The following is an 18,320-nucleotide window of genomic DNA, read 5'->3' as shown; positions in this document are numbered from 1 at the left end:
CTAACATACTGTGGCTTGTGGGATTTAATTATTCTGTATATTTTTTAAACAAGCTATCGGGTAATAGTTTTAAATCTTTTGCGAATTGATTGTTTTTTATTTTGAATTGATTAAATCTATTATTGATTTCTGCCAATACAGAGTCTTTTGTTGTTGCTTCAATCGATAAGTTTGGATAAATTCTAAACAGGCTTTCCTGATTTTCTAAGTACTCATTACTGATAAAATCTACTAAATCGGTTTTTGTTTGCTTCAATGGATAATGATGTATATTTCTGAACGTTATTGCGGTATCTAAACCTAATCCCATCCATGCAACAGTATCCGGCAAATCAAGCCTGTATTGCTTTTGTAATAACTTAATAAGTGTTGGCGTTATATCAAAATGTGTAGATATACTCCTGAACACTTCACTTTTTTTCAATAATGGCGAATAGATAATCAAGGGTACATGATATCGGTCTAATTTATCTTCTATAGGAATTTCAGGCATTCTGTGATCACCGGTAATGATAAAAATAGTATGTGTAAAATCTGTTCTTTGTTTATAAATATTAAAAAAATATTTTATACTTTCATCGGCATATAAAACTGTACTTAGCTCTTGTTTGTAATGTGCAACTTTTTCTTTATCTGATTCTCTTAATGCAAGTCGGCTTAAATGTTTATCAAATTTATTATAGTATAAAGCTGCCTGATTGAGTGAGAAAGGCTCGTGAGTAGATAAAGTTAATAAAACATTCAGGTAGGGTGTTGTATTGTTGAGATGATCAAAATAAAACTGATACAGCGATTTATCTTCATAACCCCATGAAAAATTATTTACTAAATTTATTTTTTGATATTTTGTGGCATTGAAATCATGCATATCAAATATTCTGTCTGTTCCATTTTTTTTCATAAACAGGTTCATATTATCAAATGATGCATCTCCACCGTACAGGAACGCAGAATGATAGCCATGTTTCTTTAATAAGTTCATGAGCGTAAATGCCGACGGCATTTTATTGCCAAGTTCTGCAAAGCCACTTTGTGCAAATGGGAGTGATCCTGTAATAGAAGGTAGTGCAGCAAAAGTTCTGCCACCCTCACTTAAAAAATTACTCCAATACAATGCATGCTTTGACAATGAATCTAAGAAAGGTGTAAAACTTCCCAGATAAGCTTCATCATTACTAAATGCACTTCCTAAACCTTCTATAATGATAATGACAATATTGGGTATGGTACTGTCAGTTTTAAAATACTGTGAAAGGGTTTCGGCAGAGCTATCTGCTATATGCAGAAAAGGATACTTTTTTTCATCTATATATTTAAAATTTTTTCTAACAAATTTTTCTTGCTCTAATTGTGCTATATTTTCAATGTGTTTTGGAAAGAGGTATTGGTACGATGCGCTTAGAAAATATGCAGTTTTGTTTTGTGATAAGTTGTTGTAGTAATAATTGTTGTATTCTCTAATTTTCATAAAAGAAGAAAATCCTGTAAAAGAAAGTATTAGCAGTATACCACTAAAGATACTAATGCTAATATTACCAGGGTTCAATTTTTTGGGTAGAAATATTTGCAGGTAAAAAATAATGAATACAATTCCACAAAAAGCTATGATTACATAAACTGAAATATTTGATGCAGTAATGGTTGTTACAATATCACTCCAACTATAACCAAATATATCCGCTCCTAAAGGCACCTGAGTAAAGTAAAAATATGCTGATAACATTAATTGAATAATGCATACACTAAAAAAAACTGATTGAATAAGGAGTTTCGAAAGTTTTCGGCTAATTAAATATGCAAGATACAATGGGAAATACAAGCTAATGACAACTAAAAATAAAAATCGTATATCATGAAAGATAGAGCTTTGCAAAATTTTTGGTAATTGATCAGGAGCACCATTTTTATAGATTTCAGCTAATAATTCAAGTGTACTGATGGTTATAATAGTGCTCACAAATACTATGATATATTTTGCATACAGTTTTGAGAAATAAACCAACTTCAAAAAATAATTTCCAAATGCTTCTAATGTTTTACGATCCTTTTTTTGTTTTAGATGTTCCTCTTTGTGCTGTACAATTGTTGTATTGTTTTCCGTAACAATATTTTTTTTATTGAATCCTATTCGAACCATTTCACCCCAATTTGATTTTTTATTGATTTTATCAATAAATCCTTTCATTGCACTCCAAACTACAAATGGGTGAAAGTAGAAAGGTTCTGTAAAAGTGCTAAATATTAAATGAGTAATATCTATTCTCCGCTTATATTGATGATATGTAAGTACTTCCATTAAAATGGCAAAAATGGAATAAGTATATCCGAAAAATATTATAACGATTAAATATAAAATAAAATAACTCCAATCCAATATTCCTGCTAAAGCAAAAATTAAAAAACTGATAAAACCTATAAATTCTATGATGGGTGAACATAGTTCAAAGAAAAACCAATAAGGATAACTTAATAGGCCAAGTATACCGTATTTGGGATTAAAAAACATTTTTTTATGCAGCCACAATGTTTCATAAGTTCCCCGGAGCCATCGATTACGCTGGCGGCCTAAAATTTTAAAATTATCTGGCGCCTCTGTCCAGCACAGAGGATCGGGAATGTATTTCACTACATATGGTAGTTTTCTTTCTTCCATATACCTGCGCATTCTTACCACCAGTTCCATATCTTCTCCTACAGTTTTGTGGTTATAACCACCAGCCTGTATCACAATTTCTTTATCAAATGCACCAAATGCTCCGGATATTAGCATTAATCCGTTTAAACGACTCCATGCCATTCTGCCTAAAATAAAAGCTCTGATGTACTCCAGTGTTTGCATGCGTGGCAAATACTTTTCAGGTAAATGTACTTTTACAAGTTTCCCACGCACCACTTCACACGAATTGGCAATTCTAACAACACCACCGGTAGCAATTACTTTTTTATCCGACTCTTCTAAAAATGGTTTCATTACTTTTAATAATGCATCTGGTTCCAAAATGCAGTCAACATCTATACAAACAATATAATCTTTTGATGCAATATTGATACCCACATTAAGCGCATCTGCTTTTCCTCCATTTTCTTTATCTACAATAGATAATTTTTTGTAAAGTGGATTTCTACTTCTATAAACACCATTTATAGGTTTTGTTTTAATTTTCTCTTCTGTATAAAAGTTTACCTGCTCTAATTCAAATGCAGTAATTAATTGGGTTAAACTATCATCTTTACTGCCATCATTGATTACAATAATTTCAACATTTATATAATCAATCGATAAGAGTGAATGTACATTTTCCACAATAGTTTTTGCTTCATTATAAGCAGGAGCCAGTACACTAATGCCTGGAGCATAATTATTGGTAAAAAGTAAATCATAATCTGTATATGTGTTCTTATGTAGGTATTTTTTTGTTTCTCCAATTGAATATAATCCTATAAATAAGTATGTGGTAATGAGTGCAACCGAGTAAATGAATATTATTTCTGAAATAATATGATATATTGCTTCAGTCAGTTGATGTGCATTCAGGAGCCACAACATACCATTCCCCCAAATAATGTTTATGTTGCAAATGATGGAGGCAATTTCAAATAGTATATGATGTGTGGCTAAAAAAATCATTTCAGTTGCACGAGCTTTTGTGTTGAAACAGTATCATCAAAATTTATTGATAAGCTAGTTCATCTAGTGCATGCAAAGTGAATTTTGTTACTTTGTTTTTTTGTACAAATAATTGTTCCTTCCACGTTATCATATCCGGTGCTATTTTTAATAGTGTAATCATTGCTTCTTTAGCTAAATCAATATCTTCAGATAGAACTATTTCTTTTAAAAATTGAATATCGTTTCTGTTCCCGATTTTTCGTAGTACAGTTAGTATGGCAATTTTATTTTGTTTTGTTTCTAATTTATAAAGTGCTTTTAGTGCTGATGTTTCTGTTTGTTTGAGAAATGAAACCAAGGTTTCAATAGCTGTTTTTCTTACAATGGCATTATTATGCTTTAAACAAGTTTGGTGAATTATGGGTAATGCTTCCTCAATTTTATAAATGGCTGTTATTTTTAAGCAAAATATTATTACAGTATCGTTTTTTGATTGAAGCCATTTGTTTAATTTTATTAAAAAAACATTACTTGGCTGTTGGTTTTGTAATTGTGCTAATAGCTTAATTTGTTGCCATTCTGTGATTGGATTTGATATGACACTTAAAAACCGAAGTCCATCAAATCCGTACATATTTACAATGCCTGTTTGTGCTTCTGTGCGTACCAATTCGTTTGTACTATTTGCATTTTTATAAATTACCTTTAATAAATCTCGTTGGTCCATGGTATATAATTCGTGGATACCCTTTGCTTTTACATACCATTTTTTACTGTACAGTTTTTTAATTGAACTGTCTTTTAGTTGTAAAATTTCATACAATCGGTTAATATTCTCTGCTTCTTTTCCCTGAATATTATTTTTTAATGCTATTAATTCATTCGTGATTATTTTTTTAGCATAGTTTGATTTTAAAATATTTTTTATTCTGTCGGGTAACTCACTTGATGGTTCATTTGTTGCAGCAATTTGTTCAGCCAGCCAGTTGCTCATTCTTTTTTGAATAATAATTTTGAGGAGAAAATACCTTTTTTCAATGTAGATATTGGCATAAATTACAATCACCAGAGTAACAGACAGAATAAAGAATATCAACGCAACTGTTCGAAGTGTTTCGAGGTGTATATAGTAAAATATAAGCGTTTGCTTCGTAATATTATAATTCATTGGTTCCATCTTTATATAATTGAACAGGGTATTTATACAATGGTATGCTTTCAGGTAAATTTAATAAAGCAGGTTGTGCAATCTGTTTCGATTTGAATTCAGAAATTGCAGTTAATATTTGTTCAATATTAAATGGTCTCTTGATGTATTTATTTACACCTGATTTTTTTAAATCATTGATGATTTCTTCCTGTGTAAGTTTGGTTATTACTACTATAAAAATATTTGGAAACTTTGATTTGGCTAATTTAATTAACTCAAATCCTGATGCATACTTCAGTTTTAATTTAGTAATCAGTATATCAGGTTTAATGTGCACTATTAATTCATGCACATGTTCTCCTTCTAAACTGCTGTATACGGTATATTTGGCCTCACTTAATCTTATGGTCAATATTTTCAACAGAATAGGATTGCTTTCTACTACTAAAACTTTCATAATCTATTATAATATTTATATAGACTGATATAGTATTTGGGTGTCGCCAATACATCAAATTGTAAGTGCGACAAGATTCTTTCTCAGGTTATAGGTTTATTTAAGAGTTGGGTTATTCAAATCTCCATATTAAAGTTATATAAGCTGAAGCATATAACGTATAATTTATTGTATTTATTGTAGTATTATTGCTACATATTGCCTTAAGATTATTTACAATCATTAGATTTAACAGATTTTCTCATTTGAAAATCAGAATTTTACCTTTCAATTGGAAGCATGCTGTTGAAAACATTGTTCATTACATTCTTTATTTGGTTGATTCCTTCAACCAATCGTGCCGGCGAAAAGCAGTATATGATGCAACAACCGAATGTTGTAACACATGCCATTCGGTTTATAGAACAGGATTGGAATTTAGCGAAGCAAATGGCTAAACAAGAAAACAAATTAATATTTGTTGATGTATATGCAACCTGGTGCCCGCCTTGTATGCTATTGAAAACCAAAACCTTTCAAAATAAAAAAGTAGGCGATTTCTTTAATAATAATTTTATTAATATTTCTATTGATGCTGAAAAAGGCATTGGCCCGCAGGTATCCCGTTATTTTGGCGTAAATGCTTATCCTACATTGGTATTTACAGATGCAGCAGGTAAACCGGTGATGTATGCATTGGGTTATATGGGTACAAAAGATATTTTAAAGTTTGCACAAGCTGCGCTGGATAAGCTCAATTCCCAAAAATAACCATGTTTTGCAGATGGTCATCCATCTGCTTCAATTAATCAGCCGAATTTGCCGTTAATACAAAGGCTGTGATGAATTAGAACATTTCAGTTATTTTTGAAAGAATAACCATACTCGTTAGTAACGGTATTGTTTTTTAGAATATTAAAACAAAATTTTAAATATGCAGGTTGATAAAGCTTTGGTTGAAAAATTGGCGCATTTATCCCGTTTGAATGTTGATGAAGCCGATATGCCCCAATTAATTAGCGATTTGGAAAATATGATAGCCTTTGTACAGGAACTGCAGGCGGTTGATACTACCAATGTTGCACCATTAATGTACGTGGGCCAGCCCATGAATGTTTTTAGGGAAGATGAAGTTGATAACCAAATTACGCAGGCTGAAGCATTGAAGAATGCACCGCTGCACAATGGTGATTTTTTTCAGGTACCTACTGTTATAAAAAAATAAAGTTTAATTATCAACCGTATGGATACTCTTATTGAACTCAATCATATAGAGAAAGATTATTTTATAGGAAACCAGGTAATCAAAGTATTAAAGGGGATCAGTCTTTCTATATTACGGAATGAGTATGTAGCCTTAATGGGACCTTCCGGAAGTGGAAAAAGCACCCTCATGAATATTTTGGGTTGCCTTGATTCGCCAACGGGTGGTCGTTATATTTTAAATGGTAAAGATGTTAGTAAAATGCCCGATGATGATTTGGCTGAAGTACGTAATAAAGAAATTGGTTTTGTTTTTCAACAATTTAATTTACTACCCCGTTTAACAGCTGCAGAAAATGTAGCACTTCCCCTCATTTATGCAGGTGTTGCTAAAAAAGAGCGGCTGGAAAGAGCCATTGAGGCTTTGCAAAAAGTTGGATTGGGTGATCGTAGTCATCATAAATCGAATGAATTAAGTGGTGGCCAAATTCAAAGAGTTGCTATTGCAAGAGCATTGGTCAATAATCCATCCATTTTATTGGCAGATGAGCCAACAGGAAATTTAGATTCTAAAACTTCAGTTGAAGTAATGGAAATTTTTGGCAAAATTCAGGAAGCAGGCAATACAGTGGTACTGGTAACCCACGAAGAAGATATTGCACGTTATGCCAAACGCATTATTCGGTTGCGCGATGGGGTAATTGAAAGTGATAATATCAAAGATTTTACTACGCACACCGTTTATCAATAATGAGGTATAGAAGAAAACCTGCTTTATTTATTTACTGTATAGCATAAACCTTTTTACGGGTAACTTTGTAACATCTTTTGATTGATATTGTACAATATGACCCTAAAAATTTATACAAAAACCGGAGATGCCGGCAACACCAGCTTAATTGGTGGAACAAAAGTTGCAAAAAATCATATTCGTATTGAAAGTTATGGTACGGTAGATGAATTGAATTCATTTATTGGATTGCTAAGCGACTCAATTGCTCTATTTCCTGTTTTACAGCCATTATGTGCTGATTTAAAAGAAATTCAGGACAGGTTATTTACCATTGGATCTTCTTTAGCCTGCGATCCTGAAAAAGCACCTTTAATGAAAATTCCTGATTTAAATAAAGCCGACATAGAGTGGTTAGAACATCATATTGATGCCATGCAGGCCGATTTACCTGTGATGAAGCATTTCATTTTACCGGGTGGGCATACTGCCATTTCAACCGCGCATATTACCCGTTGTGTTTGCCGCAGAGCCGAACGTTTGTGTGTGGCTATGCAAGCCAACAATTTGTTTGTAGATCCTTTGGTAATTCAATATTTAAACCGGTTGAGTGATTATTTATTTGTTATAGCCCGTTGCATTGGACACAAACTGCAAATAGCAGAAATTGCCTGGAAGCCCCGTATTCAGTAGTAATTTCAGTAGTTGTTTCAGGAAACAATTAGCCCGTCTTTCATGTGTAAAACCCGGTTGCTTAATGCAGCAAGTTCCTCATTATGGGTAACAATTAAAAAAGTGTGACCTAATTCCTGCTGCAATCTTAAAAATAAATCGTGTAAATCTTTGGCATTGGCACTATCCAAATTGCCAGTGGGTTCGTCGGCAAAAATAATATCGGGCCGGTTAATGAGCGCCCTTGCCACTGCAACCCTTTGTTGTTCTCCGCCGCTTAATTCCTGAGGTTTATTATGTATTCTATCGGCCAATCCCAGTAGGGTGAGCAGCTCAGTGGCGTGCAATTGTAATTCTTTTTTCCCTCTTTGGGCAATCCAACCCGGTACGCATACATTTTCCAATGCTGTAAATTCAGGTAATAAATGGTGAAACTGAAATACAAACCCAATATGATTGTTTCTAAAATCTGCTAATTTTTTACCTTTTAACTGATGAATGGGTTGGTTGTTCAGCATAATTTCGCCGCCGTCTGCCTCATCTAAAGTACCTAAAATATGCAGTAAGGTACTTTTGCCGGCTCCGGAAGAACCTACAATTGATACAATTTCGCCCTGTTCAATTTGCACATTTACGCCTTTTAAAACTTCTAAACGATTGTATTTTTTTACAATATTGCGGGCACTTAACATAAATTTTACAAAGGTATTAGGCCGTAAACTTACAATAGATTCCTGCTTTTTACCTATTTTTTCAAAATAATTTACAAATACCTGTAAAGCCATTTTTGGTAGTTTCGCAGATACGGTTACTTTTGCACAAAATTTTTAAATATGTTCTGGACATTAGAACTGGCAAGTTATCTGGAAGAAGCACCCTGGCCCGCTACTAAAGATGAGTTAATAGATTACTCTATCCGTAGTGGTGCACCCATTGAGGTGGTTGAAAATTTGCAGGAATTAGATGACGAGGGGGAGGTTTATGAAAGTATTGAAGATATTTGGCCCGATTACCCAAGTCAGGAGGATTTTATGTTTAATGAGGATGAGTATTAACGAAACCACCTTCCATTATATTAGCCACCATTTATGGGTGGTTTTTTTGTGCCTGTACAATAAAAAAACCGGTGAAAATCCGGCTTTTAATTGCAATATTTTGAAGTGACTTTTATTCCAATCCCATTTTTTCCATAATGGTATTGCTAACACCGGTAGAGGAGTAGCCGCCATCATGAAAAAGATTTTGCATGGTAACCATACGGGTTAAATCTGAAAACAACGTAATGCAATAATTGGCACAATCTTCGGCAGTAGCATTGCCTAATGGGGCAATGGCATTGGCATAATCAAAAAAGTCGCCAAAGCCTTTAATTCCGGTACCAGCAGTTGTTTTAGTTGGAGATTGAGAAACGGTATTGATGCGTACTTTTTTTGTTACGCCATAATGGTAGCCAAAACTTCTTGCAATAGATTCTAACATAGCTTTAATATCTGCCATATCTGTATAAAAAGGATAAGTGCGTTGTGCTGCTGCATAAGTTAAAGCCACCACACTTCCCCATTCGTTAATGGCATCTAATTTTTTAGCAACGGCCAGCATTTTGTGTAATGATAATGCAGAAACATCTATACCTTTTAAAAAGTAATCATAATTCAATTCTGTGTAGGGAATATTTTTTCTGATATTCACGCTCATACCAATGGAATGTAAAACAAAATCTATTTTACCGCCCAAAACTTCCTGACCATGCGTAAATAAATGGGTTAACTCTTCAACATTCGTGGCATCTGCAGGAATAATGAGAGAGCCGGTTTTTTCTGCCAGCGCATTAATTTGCCCCATACGCATGGCAATGGGGGCATTCGTTAATACAAATGTTGCACCTTCTTCATGCGCTTTTTCCGCTACTTTCCAGGCAATTGAATTTTCATCTAATGCTCCGGAAATAATACCTCTTTTGCCTTTTAATAAGTTGTATGCCATACATTTATTTTTTCAACTGTAAAAAAATTGTTTATGAAACCTCAAACATAAAGATTTAATGCAAGAAATGGATGCAACTGCTGCTGTTTGTTTACAATTAGACAAATTTTTTAAGGTTGCATCATTTCTTTTGCTGTTTCCAATGCGGCTGCACCGGGTTTTTCTCCGCCCAGCATTTGTGCAATGGCTATAATTCTTTCTTCCTGATTCAGCAAACGTATATTTGTTTGAGTTGCGTTATTGATGTTTTCTTTATATACAAAAAAATGTGCATCGGCCTTGCCAGCCATTTGTGGCTGATGTGTAATACAAATAATTTGCCTGTTTTCCGATAAATTTTTCATAATCAAGCCTACTTGTTTGGCTGCCTCGCCGCTAATGCCGGTATCTATTTCATCAAAAATTAGCGTTGGTAAATCGATGTATTGTGCTATCAGTGATTTTATGCAAAGCATCAGCCTGCTTAACTCGCCCCCGCTGGCCACTTTCTTTACTGGTTCAAAGCGGTTGGTATGGTTGGCATCAAACAAAAACTCAATATTATCCAAGCCATATTCCCACAAAGTAGTGGCTTGTATATTTACCTTTATTCGTGCATTGGGCATACCAACCTGAAGCAATAAACGATTTACTTTTTGCTCAAAGGGTTGAATTTGCTTGTGTCTTTCCCCTGAAATGGCTGTTGCCAGTTCAGTAGCATGCTGCTGCAGTGCTGCAGCTTTTTTTACCAGTTGTTCAATGGTATCATCAATTAATAAAACCTGTTGTAACTGTTCGCTTAATTGTTGTTGAATGGAAAGTAATGCTTCGGTATTTTGTACATTGTGTTTTTTCAACAACTTATATCCGGCTGCCAGCCGCTCTTCAATTTCTGCAATACGTTCTGCATCAAATAAAATATGCTGATTAATATGATCTATTTCAGTTGCAATATCTTTCAGCTCAATATGTGCAGCATTCAGGCGTTCAATCAAAGCGGGTATATCAGGATGCATGGCATGGTATCCTTGCAACTGCTGTATTATTTGTTTCAATTGCTGCACAATGGGTTGTTCACTTTCTATTAGTGGATATACAATGCCGGTTAAAGTAGCCTTAATACCTTCGCTATTGCTGAGTAATTTCAATTCCTGATCTAAATTTTCCAGCTCATTGGGGGCCAGTTGCAGGGTAGTTAATTCATCTAATAAAAATCGGTTATAATCTGCCTCTTTTTCAAAAGTTGTTTTTTGGGATTGAAGTGATGCTAATTCCTGCAGGGTATCTTTCCATTGTTTGTAAATGAACTGATATTTTTTTAATGGTTCACTTTGTTGTGCCAATGCGTCAATTACCTGCCGTTGGAAATCGGCTTTGGCCAAATCCAATGTATCAAATTGCTGATGTAAATCAACCAGCAAATTACCCAGTGTTTTCAGTTGCTGTAAACTAACAGGCGTATCATTAATAAAAGCTCTTGATTTTCCGTTGGGCGCAATTTCTCTCCTAATGAGCAGCGATGATTCTAAATCCAGTTCATTTTCTTTTAAAAATTGAGTAACTGCTTTTCTGTTTTCGGTTAAAAATACACCTTCAATAATACATTTTTTTTCAGGGTTAATCAGTACGGCTGTATCGGCTCTCTCGCCCAAAATAAGGTTTAAAGCACCCATCAGTATACTTTTACCGGCTCCTGTTTCGCCGGTAATAATGTTGAGTTTATGGCTAAACTGAATGGATACCTCATCAATAATTACATAATTCTGTATGTATAGTTTTTGTAACATGGTACTGGCAATAAAAATAATAACAAAGCGATTGAATGCAAATTAAAAGAATAAAATGAGTAAAAACATGCTTACTGTCCGGTACAACGTGCAATGCCGCTTTTAGCACGCTGGTCCAATGAACTTTTATAATCATGCTCTCCTAAATTCAGGCAAAGATTGTAATAAGCAACTGCTTCATTTTTATTTCCGGTTCTTTCATAAATCATCCCTGCCTGTAATGCAGCCCTTGCAGCATAATATTCTGTTCTGTCTTTGCCCAACTGATAGGCTTTCCGGTAAAATTCAATGGCTTTGGCATTGTCATCCAATCCATCGTAAATTCTACCCATTCTATAGGTAAATTCTAACTGATCGGTTATGTCTGTATAATTATTAACATGGGTATTCCTTAACAGTTGTAATGCTTCTGTTCTGTAGCCGCCGTCATCCAATAGTCTTGCTTCCAGTAACAATGCATTGGGCCATTTTTTGGTTTGTGCTTCTTTTTGTGCTTCCTTATCTGCATCGGCCATGGTGCTGCCTTTGCTCATAATTTGTTTTCGGGCATTTTCTGCCGCAGGCATATTCCCCATTAAAAAATAACACCAGCTTAAGCGGCGGTAGGTATCTTTTACATAAAATTTTCCTTTAAACTGTTGCAGGAATAAATTAAATTCCCTTACTGCATCATTTAATTGTAAGTGATTCAATAAATCGTATCCCAACTCCAAATGCCAAACCGGTGTTTCTAAATAGCCCGATGCTTTGCTGCGGTTTAAAATAATGCTTTTGGCAAATTCTGTCTGTTTATCATTTTTACCCAAATTAGCTGCCATATAGGCCAATAAATGATTGTTCACCAAATCAAAACGTCCCGATCTTAAGAATTGAACGGTTTCTGATTTTTGATTTTCTAAATAAAAATTTAAATATCCATAAATAAATGCGCCTTCCGTTCGCATCAGTTGTGCCCAGGCATTGTTGCTGAAAGCAAAAGTTTTTACCTGTAACATTCCATCTTTTACTGAGCCGCGCAAGCCTAACAGCGAAGCCAGCCATTTATAGTTTTTGGGAATGGTACCTACTGCGGCTTCTAATGCCCCGTAAATAAGTTGATTGGGTAAAAAATTGGGAAATTTTTTCTTGTTTTCTTTAATAAGCAGGAACGATTTTCTAAATGCCCAGCCTGCGGTCCAGATTTCTCCAAATTTTATGGCAACAGCTGCTTTTTGTAAATAAATTACACTTTGTGTATATAAAAACCAGGGCGAGTTTTTATTGCCTGTTTGCATTAGGCCAATTCTTTCATCGAATAGTTCCTTTTTTTGGGCATATTCCTGTGGATCTTCATTTAAAAAAAGGGTAAAAAAATCGATGTAACTTTCAATATAAACGGGAATTAAATTCTGCGGATTGGCTTGTTTGCTTTCTTCAATATAGCGAAAGCCTTTTCCTATTTGCAATTGCATTACTTCGGTATATGCCTGCTGGCAGGAGCTTGAAAAATCAAATACCTTTTGTGCATTTGTGTTGAAGAAAAACAACAATAAAAGGATGGCGGTTGCTAATTTCATTGGTGATAAATGCTTTTAAAACAATGTATTCAAAATACCAATATGGTGCAAAATAAAACAGGAGCTTTAGTAAAGCCCCTGGTTTGTGATATAAAAAAGTTAAGATATTTTATTTTGCTACAACCGAATCGTTCAAGTCGGCATCTACTAAAATTCTGCCGCAGTTTTCGCATACAATTACTTTTTTGTGCATGCGTATTTCGCTTTGGCGTTGCGGGGGTATGGCATTGTAACAACCACCACAGGCATCTCTTTCAACCGGAACTACAGCAAGTCCATTACGGTAGTTTTTGCGAATACGATCATAGCTGTATAACAAGCGTTCATCAATTTCTTTACGGGCTTCTTCGCTCAGCTTTTTAAAATGTTTTTCTTCTTTTTCTGTTTCCACAATAATTTTTTCCAGTTCGCCTTTTTTGTGGGTTAAAATACCTTCTTTGGTAGCAATTTGTTTTTTTGCAGCATCCAAAGCTTTTACTTTATTGGCCAACTCTTCATTGGCATCCCGAATATTTTTTTCGCACAGCTTAATTTCAAGCTGTTGCATTTCAATTTCTTTAGAGATGGCCTCAAACTCGCGACTGTTTTTTACATTATCGCTTTGTTTCTCGTACTTTTTAATCATGGCCTCACTTTCGGTGATAGCCAGTTTCTTTTGTTCAATAAATTCAGAAATGCCATTAATTTCTTCTTCAATCCTGTTTTTTCTGCTTAAAATGCCGGCAATTTCATCTTCCAAATCACTCACTTCAATGGGTAATTCGCCTTTCAAAATTTCAAATTCATCTAATTTGCTGTCAATTTTTTGCAGCTTAATAAGGCCTACCAGTTTTTCTTCTACAGAAAATTCTTTAGCTGTTGCCATATTTTGTATTGTGTTTTTTGTGTTTAATAGTTTTATGGTACCGGCTGTATCAACCCCCATATTGCTTTCGTTGCGTCGCATTCCGTTCATCGTTCGGTTGGCTTGGCAGCGATGCGTTTTATAAAAAATATTGTATGGGATTGGTACTTACCTTACTTTTAAGGACGGCAAAGGTAGGGAATTTGGTTTGTAAAACCGCCTCTAATAAATCAATTGTAAATTGCTCACTTTCCCAATGGCCCACATCGGCTATAATAATAGTGTTGTTGGCTTCAAAAAAATCGTGGTATTTTACATCGGCAGTAATAAATATATCGGCACCAGCGGCAATTGCCCGTTGGGTTAAAAAGCTGCCTGCTCCACCACAAATAGCCACTTTTTGAATGGGTTTCCCCAATAATCGGGTATGTTTTATTACAGGCACCTTCAATAAATGCTTTATTTTTTCTAAAAATGCAGTTTCTTCAACCGGATGAGGTAAACTGCCTATAATGCCACTGCCTACCTGATTAAAATGATTGAGCAAAGGAACCACATCATAAGCTACTTCTTCATAAGGATGCGCTTTCCATAATGCTTCAATAATAGCGGATTGTAGTACAGCCGGAAAAATTACTTCAATTTTTTCTTCCGGTTCTAAGTGCCTTTCACCAATATTGCCTACAAATGGAGTGGTTCCTGTGCCTGCTTTAAAAGTTCCCGTTCCCCCGGTACTAAAACTGCATTCGCTGTATGCACCAATATTGCCGGCTCCGGCTTCAAATAGGGCGTTTTTTATTTTTTCAGTATAGGCTTTGGGTACAAAAGTGTACAATTTGTTCAATGTATTGGGTTTGGGTAATAAAATTTGAGTATTTGTTAAACCCAATTTGGTGGCCAGTATACCATTTACACCGTTAATTACATTGTCTAAATTGGTGTGTATGGCATAAATGGCAATATTTTGCTGAATGGCTTTTATAATGGTTCGCTCTACATAATTAGAGCCGGTAATTTTTTGTAAACCCTTAAAAATAATGGGATGATGGGCTACCACTAAGTTGCATTTCCGGTCATGTGCTTCCTGAATTACTGCTTCGGTTACATCTAACGTGCAAAGTACACCGGTGCACTTCTTTGCAGAATTTCCAACCAATAATCGGGCATTGTCGTAAGATTCCTGATAAGCCGGTGCTGCAAAATCTTCTAACGTTTGTGTAATTTCTCCTATTTTCATAAAAAAAAGTATTAATTAAGCGGAAAAATAAAACTAAACTAAATTTAGGATATGCAACCGGACGGCTACTTTAATTACAATGGAAAATTGTATAAAAACGAGAAAGCGGTAATTTCTGTAAGCAATCGGTCTTTTAGATATGGCGATGGCTGCTTTGAAACACTAAAAATGCTGAATGGCAAAATATGCCTGCAGGCTATGCATTTAGAAAGATTATTTGTATCGCTGCAGCAATTGCATTTTAATCGCCCCAACTACTTTATAACCGATGCTTTTCATGAACAGATTATAGAATTAGTTAAAAAAAATCATCATAAAAAAGCCGCACGTATTCGTATTACCATTGCCCGTGGTGAGGGTGGTTTATATGATCCTGAAAATGATTTTCCTAACTATGTGATACAGTCCTGGGATTTGAACAGCGCCAATAATCAACTGAATGAAAATGGACTTGTTACCGGCATTTATACCGATGCAAGAAAAATTAATGATGCCTACTCACATATAAAAAGTAATAATTACCTGTGCTATGCCATGGCAGCTTATTGGGCTAAGGAAAAAAAAATGAACGATGCATTGGTATTGAATGCGCAAGGCAATGTTGCAGATGCAACCATTGCCAATGTATTTATTATTCAGGATGGCATTATTAAAACACCTGCAATTACTGAGGGCTGTGTAGGTGGTATTATGCGAAAATATTTATTGAAATGCCTGCGTGCTGAAAATATTCCTGTGGAAGAAACTACCATTTCGCCGGAAGATGTGCTAAAAGCAACCGAAGTATTTTTTACCAATACCATTTATGGCATAAAGTGGGTAAAAGAGGTGAATAATATGCACTATAAAACACAAACGACTCCATTACTGTATGAAAAATTTATAGCACCGCTATGGGCTGTTTAAACAATTTGAATGGCTGCTTGTTAAATCGTTCAATATTGTTATTATGAAACAGGAAGTAGCTATTATGTGGTTTAGAAGGGATTTGCGTTTTGAAGATAATGCAGCCTTATATCATGCGTTTCGTCAGCCCCATCCCGTTATACCTCTGTTTATATTTGATACCCATATTTTAGATAAACTTACCAACAGAAATGATGCAAGAGTGCAGTTTATACATTCGGTAATCACAAACATGCACCGGCAGTTGATGCGCAATGGGAGCGGCATGTGGGTGTACTACGGCTCACCGTTACAGGTGTTTCAACAGTTGTCTGAAAATTTTAGCATACAATCGGTGTATACCAATACAGATTACGAACAATATGCCATTGTCAGAGATGCCGGTATTGCCGATTTTCTGCTCCGGCAAGGTGCTGCATTCTATTCTTTTAAAGATCAGGTAATTTTTGATGGGAGTGAAGTGGTGAAAGAAAATGGAAAGCCTTATACTGTTTTTACTCCATACAGCCGAAAATGGAAAGCATTATTGCAACCTTTTCATTTAAAATCTTACCCATCGGGCCGGGATATTAGATATTTTTTTCAGTCGGCCGAACATACCATTCCAACTTTAGCAGAAATGGGTTTCCATGCAGCAGATATACCCATCCCATCGCAACAACTCAATGAGGGCCTGATAGCAAAATATAATCAGCAACGTAATTTTCCGGCTGTAAATGGCACTTCCAGGCTGGGCATTCATTTGCGCTTTGGCACCATCAGTATTCGTATGTTGGCTGCAAAAGCACAGCAACTGAACGAAGTTTTTTTAAATGAATTGATATGGCGCGATTTTTATCATTCCATTTTATACCATTTTCCGCATGTTAGGGGAGGAAAGGCTTTTAAGCCCATTTATGATCAAATTGAATGGAGCAATAATGAAGCAGCATTTGAAAAATGGTGTGCCGGTAAAACCGGTTATCCTATTGTAGATGCGGGTATGCGTGAACTAAATGCCACCGGTTATATGCACAACCGGGTTAGAATGATTGTAGCTTCTTTTTTAACCAAGCATTTGCTGATTGACTGGCGCTGGGGTGAAGCTTATTTTGCAGAAAAGTTATTGGATTATGATTTTGCTGCTAATAACGGCGGATGGCAGTGGGCGGCAGGCAGTGGTTGCGATGCAGCGCCTTATTTCAGAATATTTAATCCTGCATTGCAAACTGAGAAGTTCGATAAAAATTTAGCGTACATCAATAAGTGGATACCGGAGCTGAATAGTTTTGAATATCCGGATCCAATTGTGCAGCACGAAATGGCCCGTAAACGGGCATTGCAAGTTTATGGTGCGGTACTAAAAAATAAAAAGGAGTAGCTAATTGTATGAAATTATGTAATGCATACATCCTGCAGCAATGGCATAGCGTTATGGTGCATATCTGCATATATTTTTAATAAAGTTGCTACAGCTTTTTTACCGTTTTCGCCCAATGTAAACGAGTAATCGTTCACATACAAATCAATATGCTGACGCATAATGGTTGGTTGCATTTCCTGCGCATGTTGTTGTACAAAATCAGCCAGTGTTTGATGGTGCTTTTGATAGGCATATGCCACACTTTCCTGTATCAATGCATCTATCTGCAATAGCAATGCTGTTGGCAAAGTTCTTTTGGCAATAATACCTCCTAAAGGGATGGGAGCTCCAGTTGCGCTTTCCCAATATTCGCCCAGATCTTTTAGCTTTATTAAACCTTTTTTCTGATAAGTAAATCTGTTTTCATGAATAATAACACCTGCATCTACTTTGCCGGTTAATACTGCTGTTTCTATTTCATGAAAAACCATCATTTTTTTATTGCTAATAGTAGGGTAAGCTAATGAAAACAAAAGATGTGCAGTGGTGTTTTCGCCGGGAATAGCTACTGTGGCTGTTTCTGGATACATTTGGATGGCATTATTACCGGGTAAACTAATTAACAATGGTCCTACTCCCTTTCCCAATGCACCACCGCTTTGCAGCAACCAGTAGTAAGGCGAAACCGCGGGTAGCACACCATAACTAATTTTCGAAAAGTCTAATTTTTTTTCAATAGCCCATCTATTCAATGTTTCTACATCTTCTAATATTACATCAAATTCAATTCCCTTTGTATCAATTTTATGATTCACCAATGCATCAAAAATAAAAGTATCGTTGGGGCAGGGTGAAAATCCTAATGTGTATTTCATGATATGTAAT

Annotated in this window: 17 protein-coding genes; 7 read left to right on the top strand and 10 right to left on the bottom strand. The window is 35.3% G+C overall.

The window, feature by feature from the left end; translation table 11 throughout:
* Window positions 1-28 precede the first annotated feature (28 nt).
* The 3 genes from AC3QLY_RS00900 to AC3QLY_RS00890 all read right to left on the bottom strand — a co-directional run bounded on the left by AC3QLY_RS00900 (window position 29) and on the right by AC3QLY_RS00890 (window position 5,217).
* Entirely contained in the window at window positions 29-3,628 is a 3,600-nt protein-coding gene (locus AC3QLY_RS00900) for a sulfatase-like hydrolase/transferase (protein ID WP_492990294.1), read from the bottom strand.
* Between the two features lie 43 nt (window positions 3,629-3,671).
* Complete coding sequence (locus AC3QLY_RS00895) at window positions 3,672-4,433, bottom strand: HEAT repeat domain-containing protein (RefSeq protein WP_492990292.1); 762 nt, start codon at window positions 4,431-4,433, stop codon at window positions 3,672-3,674.
* A 334-nt stretch (window positions 4,434-4,767) separates the two neighbouring features.
* Window positions 4,768-5,217 carry a response regulator gene (locus tag AC3QLY_RS00890; RefSeq protein WP_492990290.1) on the bottom strand — a complete coding sequence of 150 codons (450 nt, stop codon included), beginning with the start codon at window positions 5,215-5,217 and terminating at the stop codon, window positions 4,768-4,770.
* A 279-nt stretch (window positions 5,218-5,496) separates the two neighbouring features.
* Here AC3QLY_RS00890 and AC3QLY_RS00885 point away from each other — a divergent pair, with 279 nt between their 5' ends.
* The 4 genes from AC3QLY_RS00885 (at window position 5,497) to AC3QLY_RS00870 (ending at window position 7,822) form a co-directional block, all read left to right on the top strand.
* Window positions 5,497-5,967, top strand: a complete 471-nt coding sequence (locus AC3QLY_RS00885; RefSeq protein WP_081298681.1) for a thioredoxin family protein — start codon at window positions 5,497-5,499, stop codon at window positions 5,965-5,967.
* A gap of 163 nt (window positions 5,968-6,130) precedes the next feature.
* The gene (gene gatC, locus AC3QLY_RS00880) at window positions 6,131-6,421 is read left to right on the top strand and encodes an Asp-tRNA(Asn)/Glu-tRNA(Gln) amidotransferase subunit GatC (RefSeq protein ID WP_074420265.1); all 291 of its coding nucleotides are present in this window, start codon (window positions 6,131-6,133) and stop codon (window positions 6,419-6,421) included.
* Window positions 6,422-6,439: 18 nt separating this feature from the next.
* Window positions 6,440-7,150: an ABC transporter ATP-binding protein gene (locus AC3QLY_RS00875; protein ID WP_074419579.1), complete on the top strand. Its 711-nt coding sequence runs from the start codon at window positions 6,440-6,442 to the stop codon at window positions 7,148-7,150.
* Between the two features lie 96 nt (window positions 7,151-7,246).
* Entirely contained in the window at window positions 7,247-7,822 is a 576-nt protein-coding gene (locus AC3QLY_RS00870) for a cob(I)yrinic acid a,c-diamide adenosyltransferase (RefSeq protein ID WP_074418325.1), read from the top strand.
* Between the two features lie 17 nt (window positions 7,823-7,839).
* Here AC3QLY_RS00870 and AC3QLY_RS00865 read toward each other — a convergent pair whose 3' ends face one another.
* Window positions 7,840-8,586, bottom strand: coding sequence for an ABC transporter ATP-binding protein (locus AC3QLY_RS00865; RefSeq protein WP_492990287.1), 747 nt, complete (start codon window positions 8,584-8,586; stop codon window positions 7,840-7,842).
* 48 nt (window positions 8,587-8,634) lie between these two features.
* Here AC3QLY_RS00865 and AC3QLY_RS00860 point away from each other — a divergent pair, with 48 nt between their 5' ends.
* Window positions 8,635-8,856 carry a DUF2795 domain-containing protein gene (locus AC3QLY_RS00860; protein ID WP_068244984.1) on the top strand — a complete coding sequence of 74 codons (222 nt, stop codon included), beginning with the start codon at window positions 8,635-8,637 and terminating at the stop codon, window positions 8,854-8,856.
* Window positions 8,857-8,968: 112 nt separating this feature from the next.
* On the opposite strand, the gene AC3QLY_RS00855 is transcribed toward AC3QLY_RS00860, so the two are convergent.
* From AC3QLY_RS00855 to AC3QLY_RS00835, 5 genes are all read right to left on the bottom strand, one after another.
* Window positions 8,969-9,784, bottom strand: coding sequence for an enoyl-ACP reductase FabI (locus tag AC3QLY_RS00855; protein ID WP_074418324.1), 816 nt, complete (start codon window positions 9,782-9,784; stop codon window positions 8,969-8,971).
* Between the two features lie 110 nt (window positions 9,785-9,894).
* Entirely contained in the window at window positions 9,895-11,550 is a 1,656-nt protein-coding gene (recN, locus tag AC3QLY_RS00850) for a DNA repair protein RecN (RefSeq protein WP_074418323.1), read from the bottom strand.
* 71 nt (window positions 11,551-11,621) lie between these two features.
* Window positions 11,622-13,106 carry a tetratricopeptide repeat protein gene (locus tag AC3QLY_RS00845; RefSeq protein WP_492990284.1) on the bottom strand — a complete coding sequence of 495 codons (1,485 nt, stop codon included), beginning with the start codon at window positions 13,104-13,106 and terminating at the stop codon, window positions 11,622-11,624.
* Between the two features lie 109 nt (window positions 13,107-13,215).
* Window positions 13,216-13,971 carry a zinc ribbon domain-containing protein gene (locus AC3QLY_RS00840; RefSeq protein ID WP_074420417.1) on the bottom strand — a complete coding sequence of 252 codons (756 nt, stop codon included), beginning with the start codon at window positions 13,969-13,971 and terminating at the stop codon, window positions 13,216-13,218.
* A 118-nt stretch (window positions 13,972-14,089) separates the two neighbouring features.
* Window positions 14,090-15,187 carry a Nif3-like dinuclear metal center hexameric protein gene (locus AC3QLY_RS00835; RefSeq protein WP_074420410.1) on the bottom strand — a complete coding sequence of 366 codons (1,098 nt, stop codon included), beginning with the start codon at window positions 15,185-15,187 and terminating at the stop codon, window positions 14,090-14,092.
* Between the two features lie 51 nt (window positions 15,188-15,238).
* Here AC3QLY_RS00835 and AC3QLY_RS00830 point away from each other — a divergent pair, with 51 nt between their 5' ends.
* Together AC3QLY_RS00830 and AC3QLY_RS00825 are read left to right on the top strand one after the other, a co-directional pair.
* Window positions 15,239-16,093, top strand: coding sequence for an aminotransferase class IV (locus AC3QLY_RS00830; RefSeq protein ID WP_074420411.1), 855 nt, complete (start codon window positions 15,239-15,241; stop codon window positions 16,091-16,093).
* Between the two features lie 43 nt (window positions 16,094-16,136).
* The gene (locus tag AC3QLY_RS00825) at window positions 16,137-17,453 is read left to right on the top strand and encodes a cryptochrome/photolyase family protein (RefSeq protein WP_074420412.1); all 1,317 of its coding nucleotides are present in this window, start codon (window positions 16,137-16,139) and stop codon (window positions 17,451-17,453) included.
* Between the two features lie 14 nt (window positions 17,454-17,467).
* Here AC3QLY_RS00825 and AC3QLY_RS00820 read toward each other — a convergent pair whose 3' ends face one another.
* A complete protein-coding gene (locus AC3QLY_RS00820) occupies window positions 17,468-18,310 on the bottom strand; it encodes a 1,4-dihydroxy-6-naphtoate synthase (protein WP_074420413.1) in 843 nt (280 codons plus the stop codon).
* Window positions 18,311-18,320 lie beyond the last annotated feature (10 nt).

Source organism: Hydrotalea sp. GW822-HT8A01, assembly GCF_058798575.1.
Note: the sequence above shows the minus strand (reverse complement) of the source record. Positions and strands in the feature narration are given on the sequence as shown.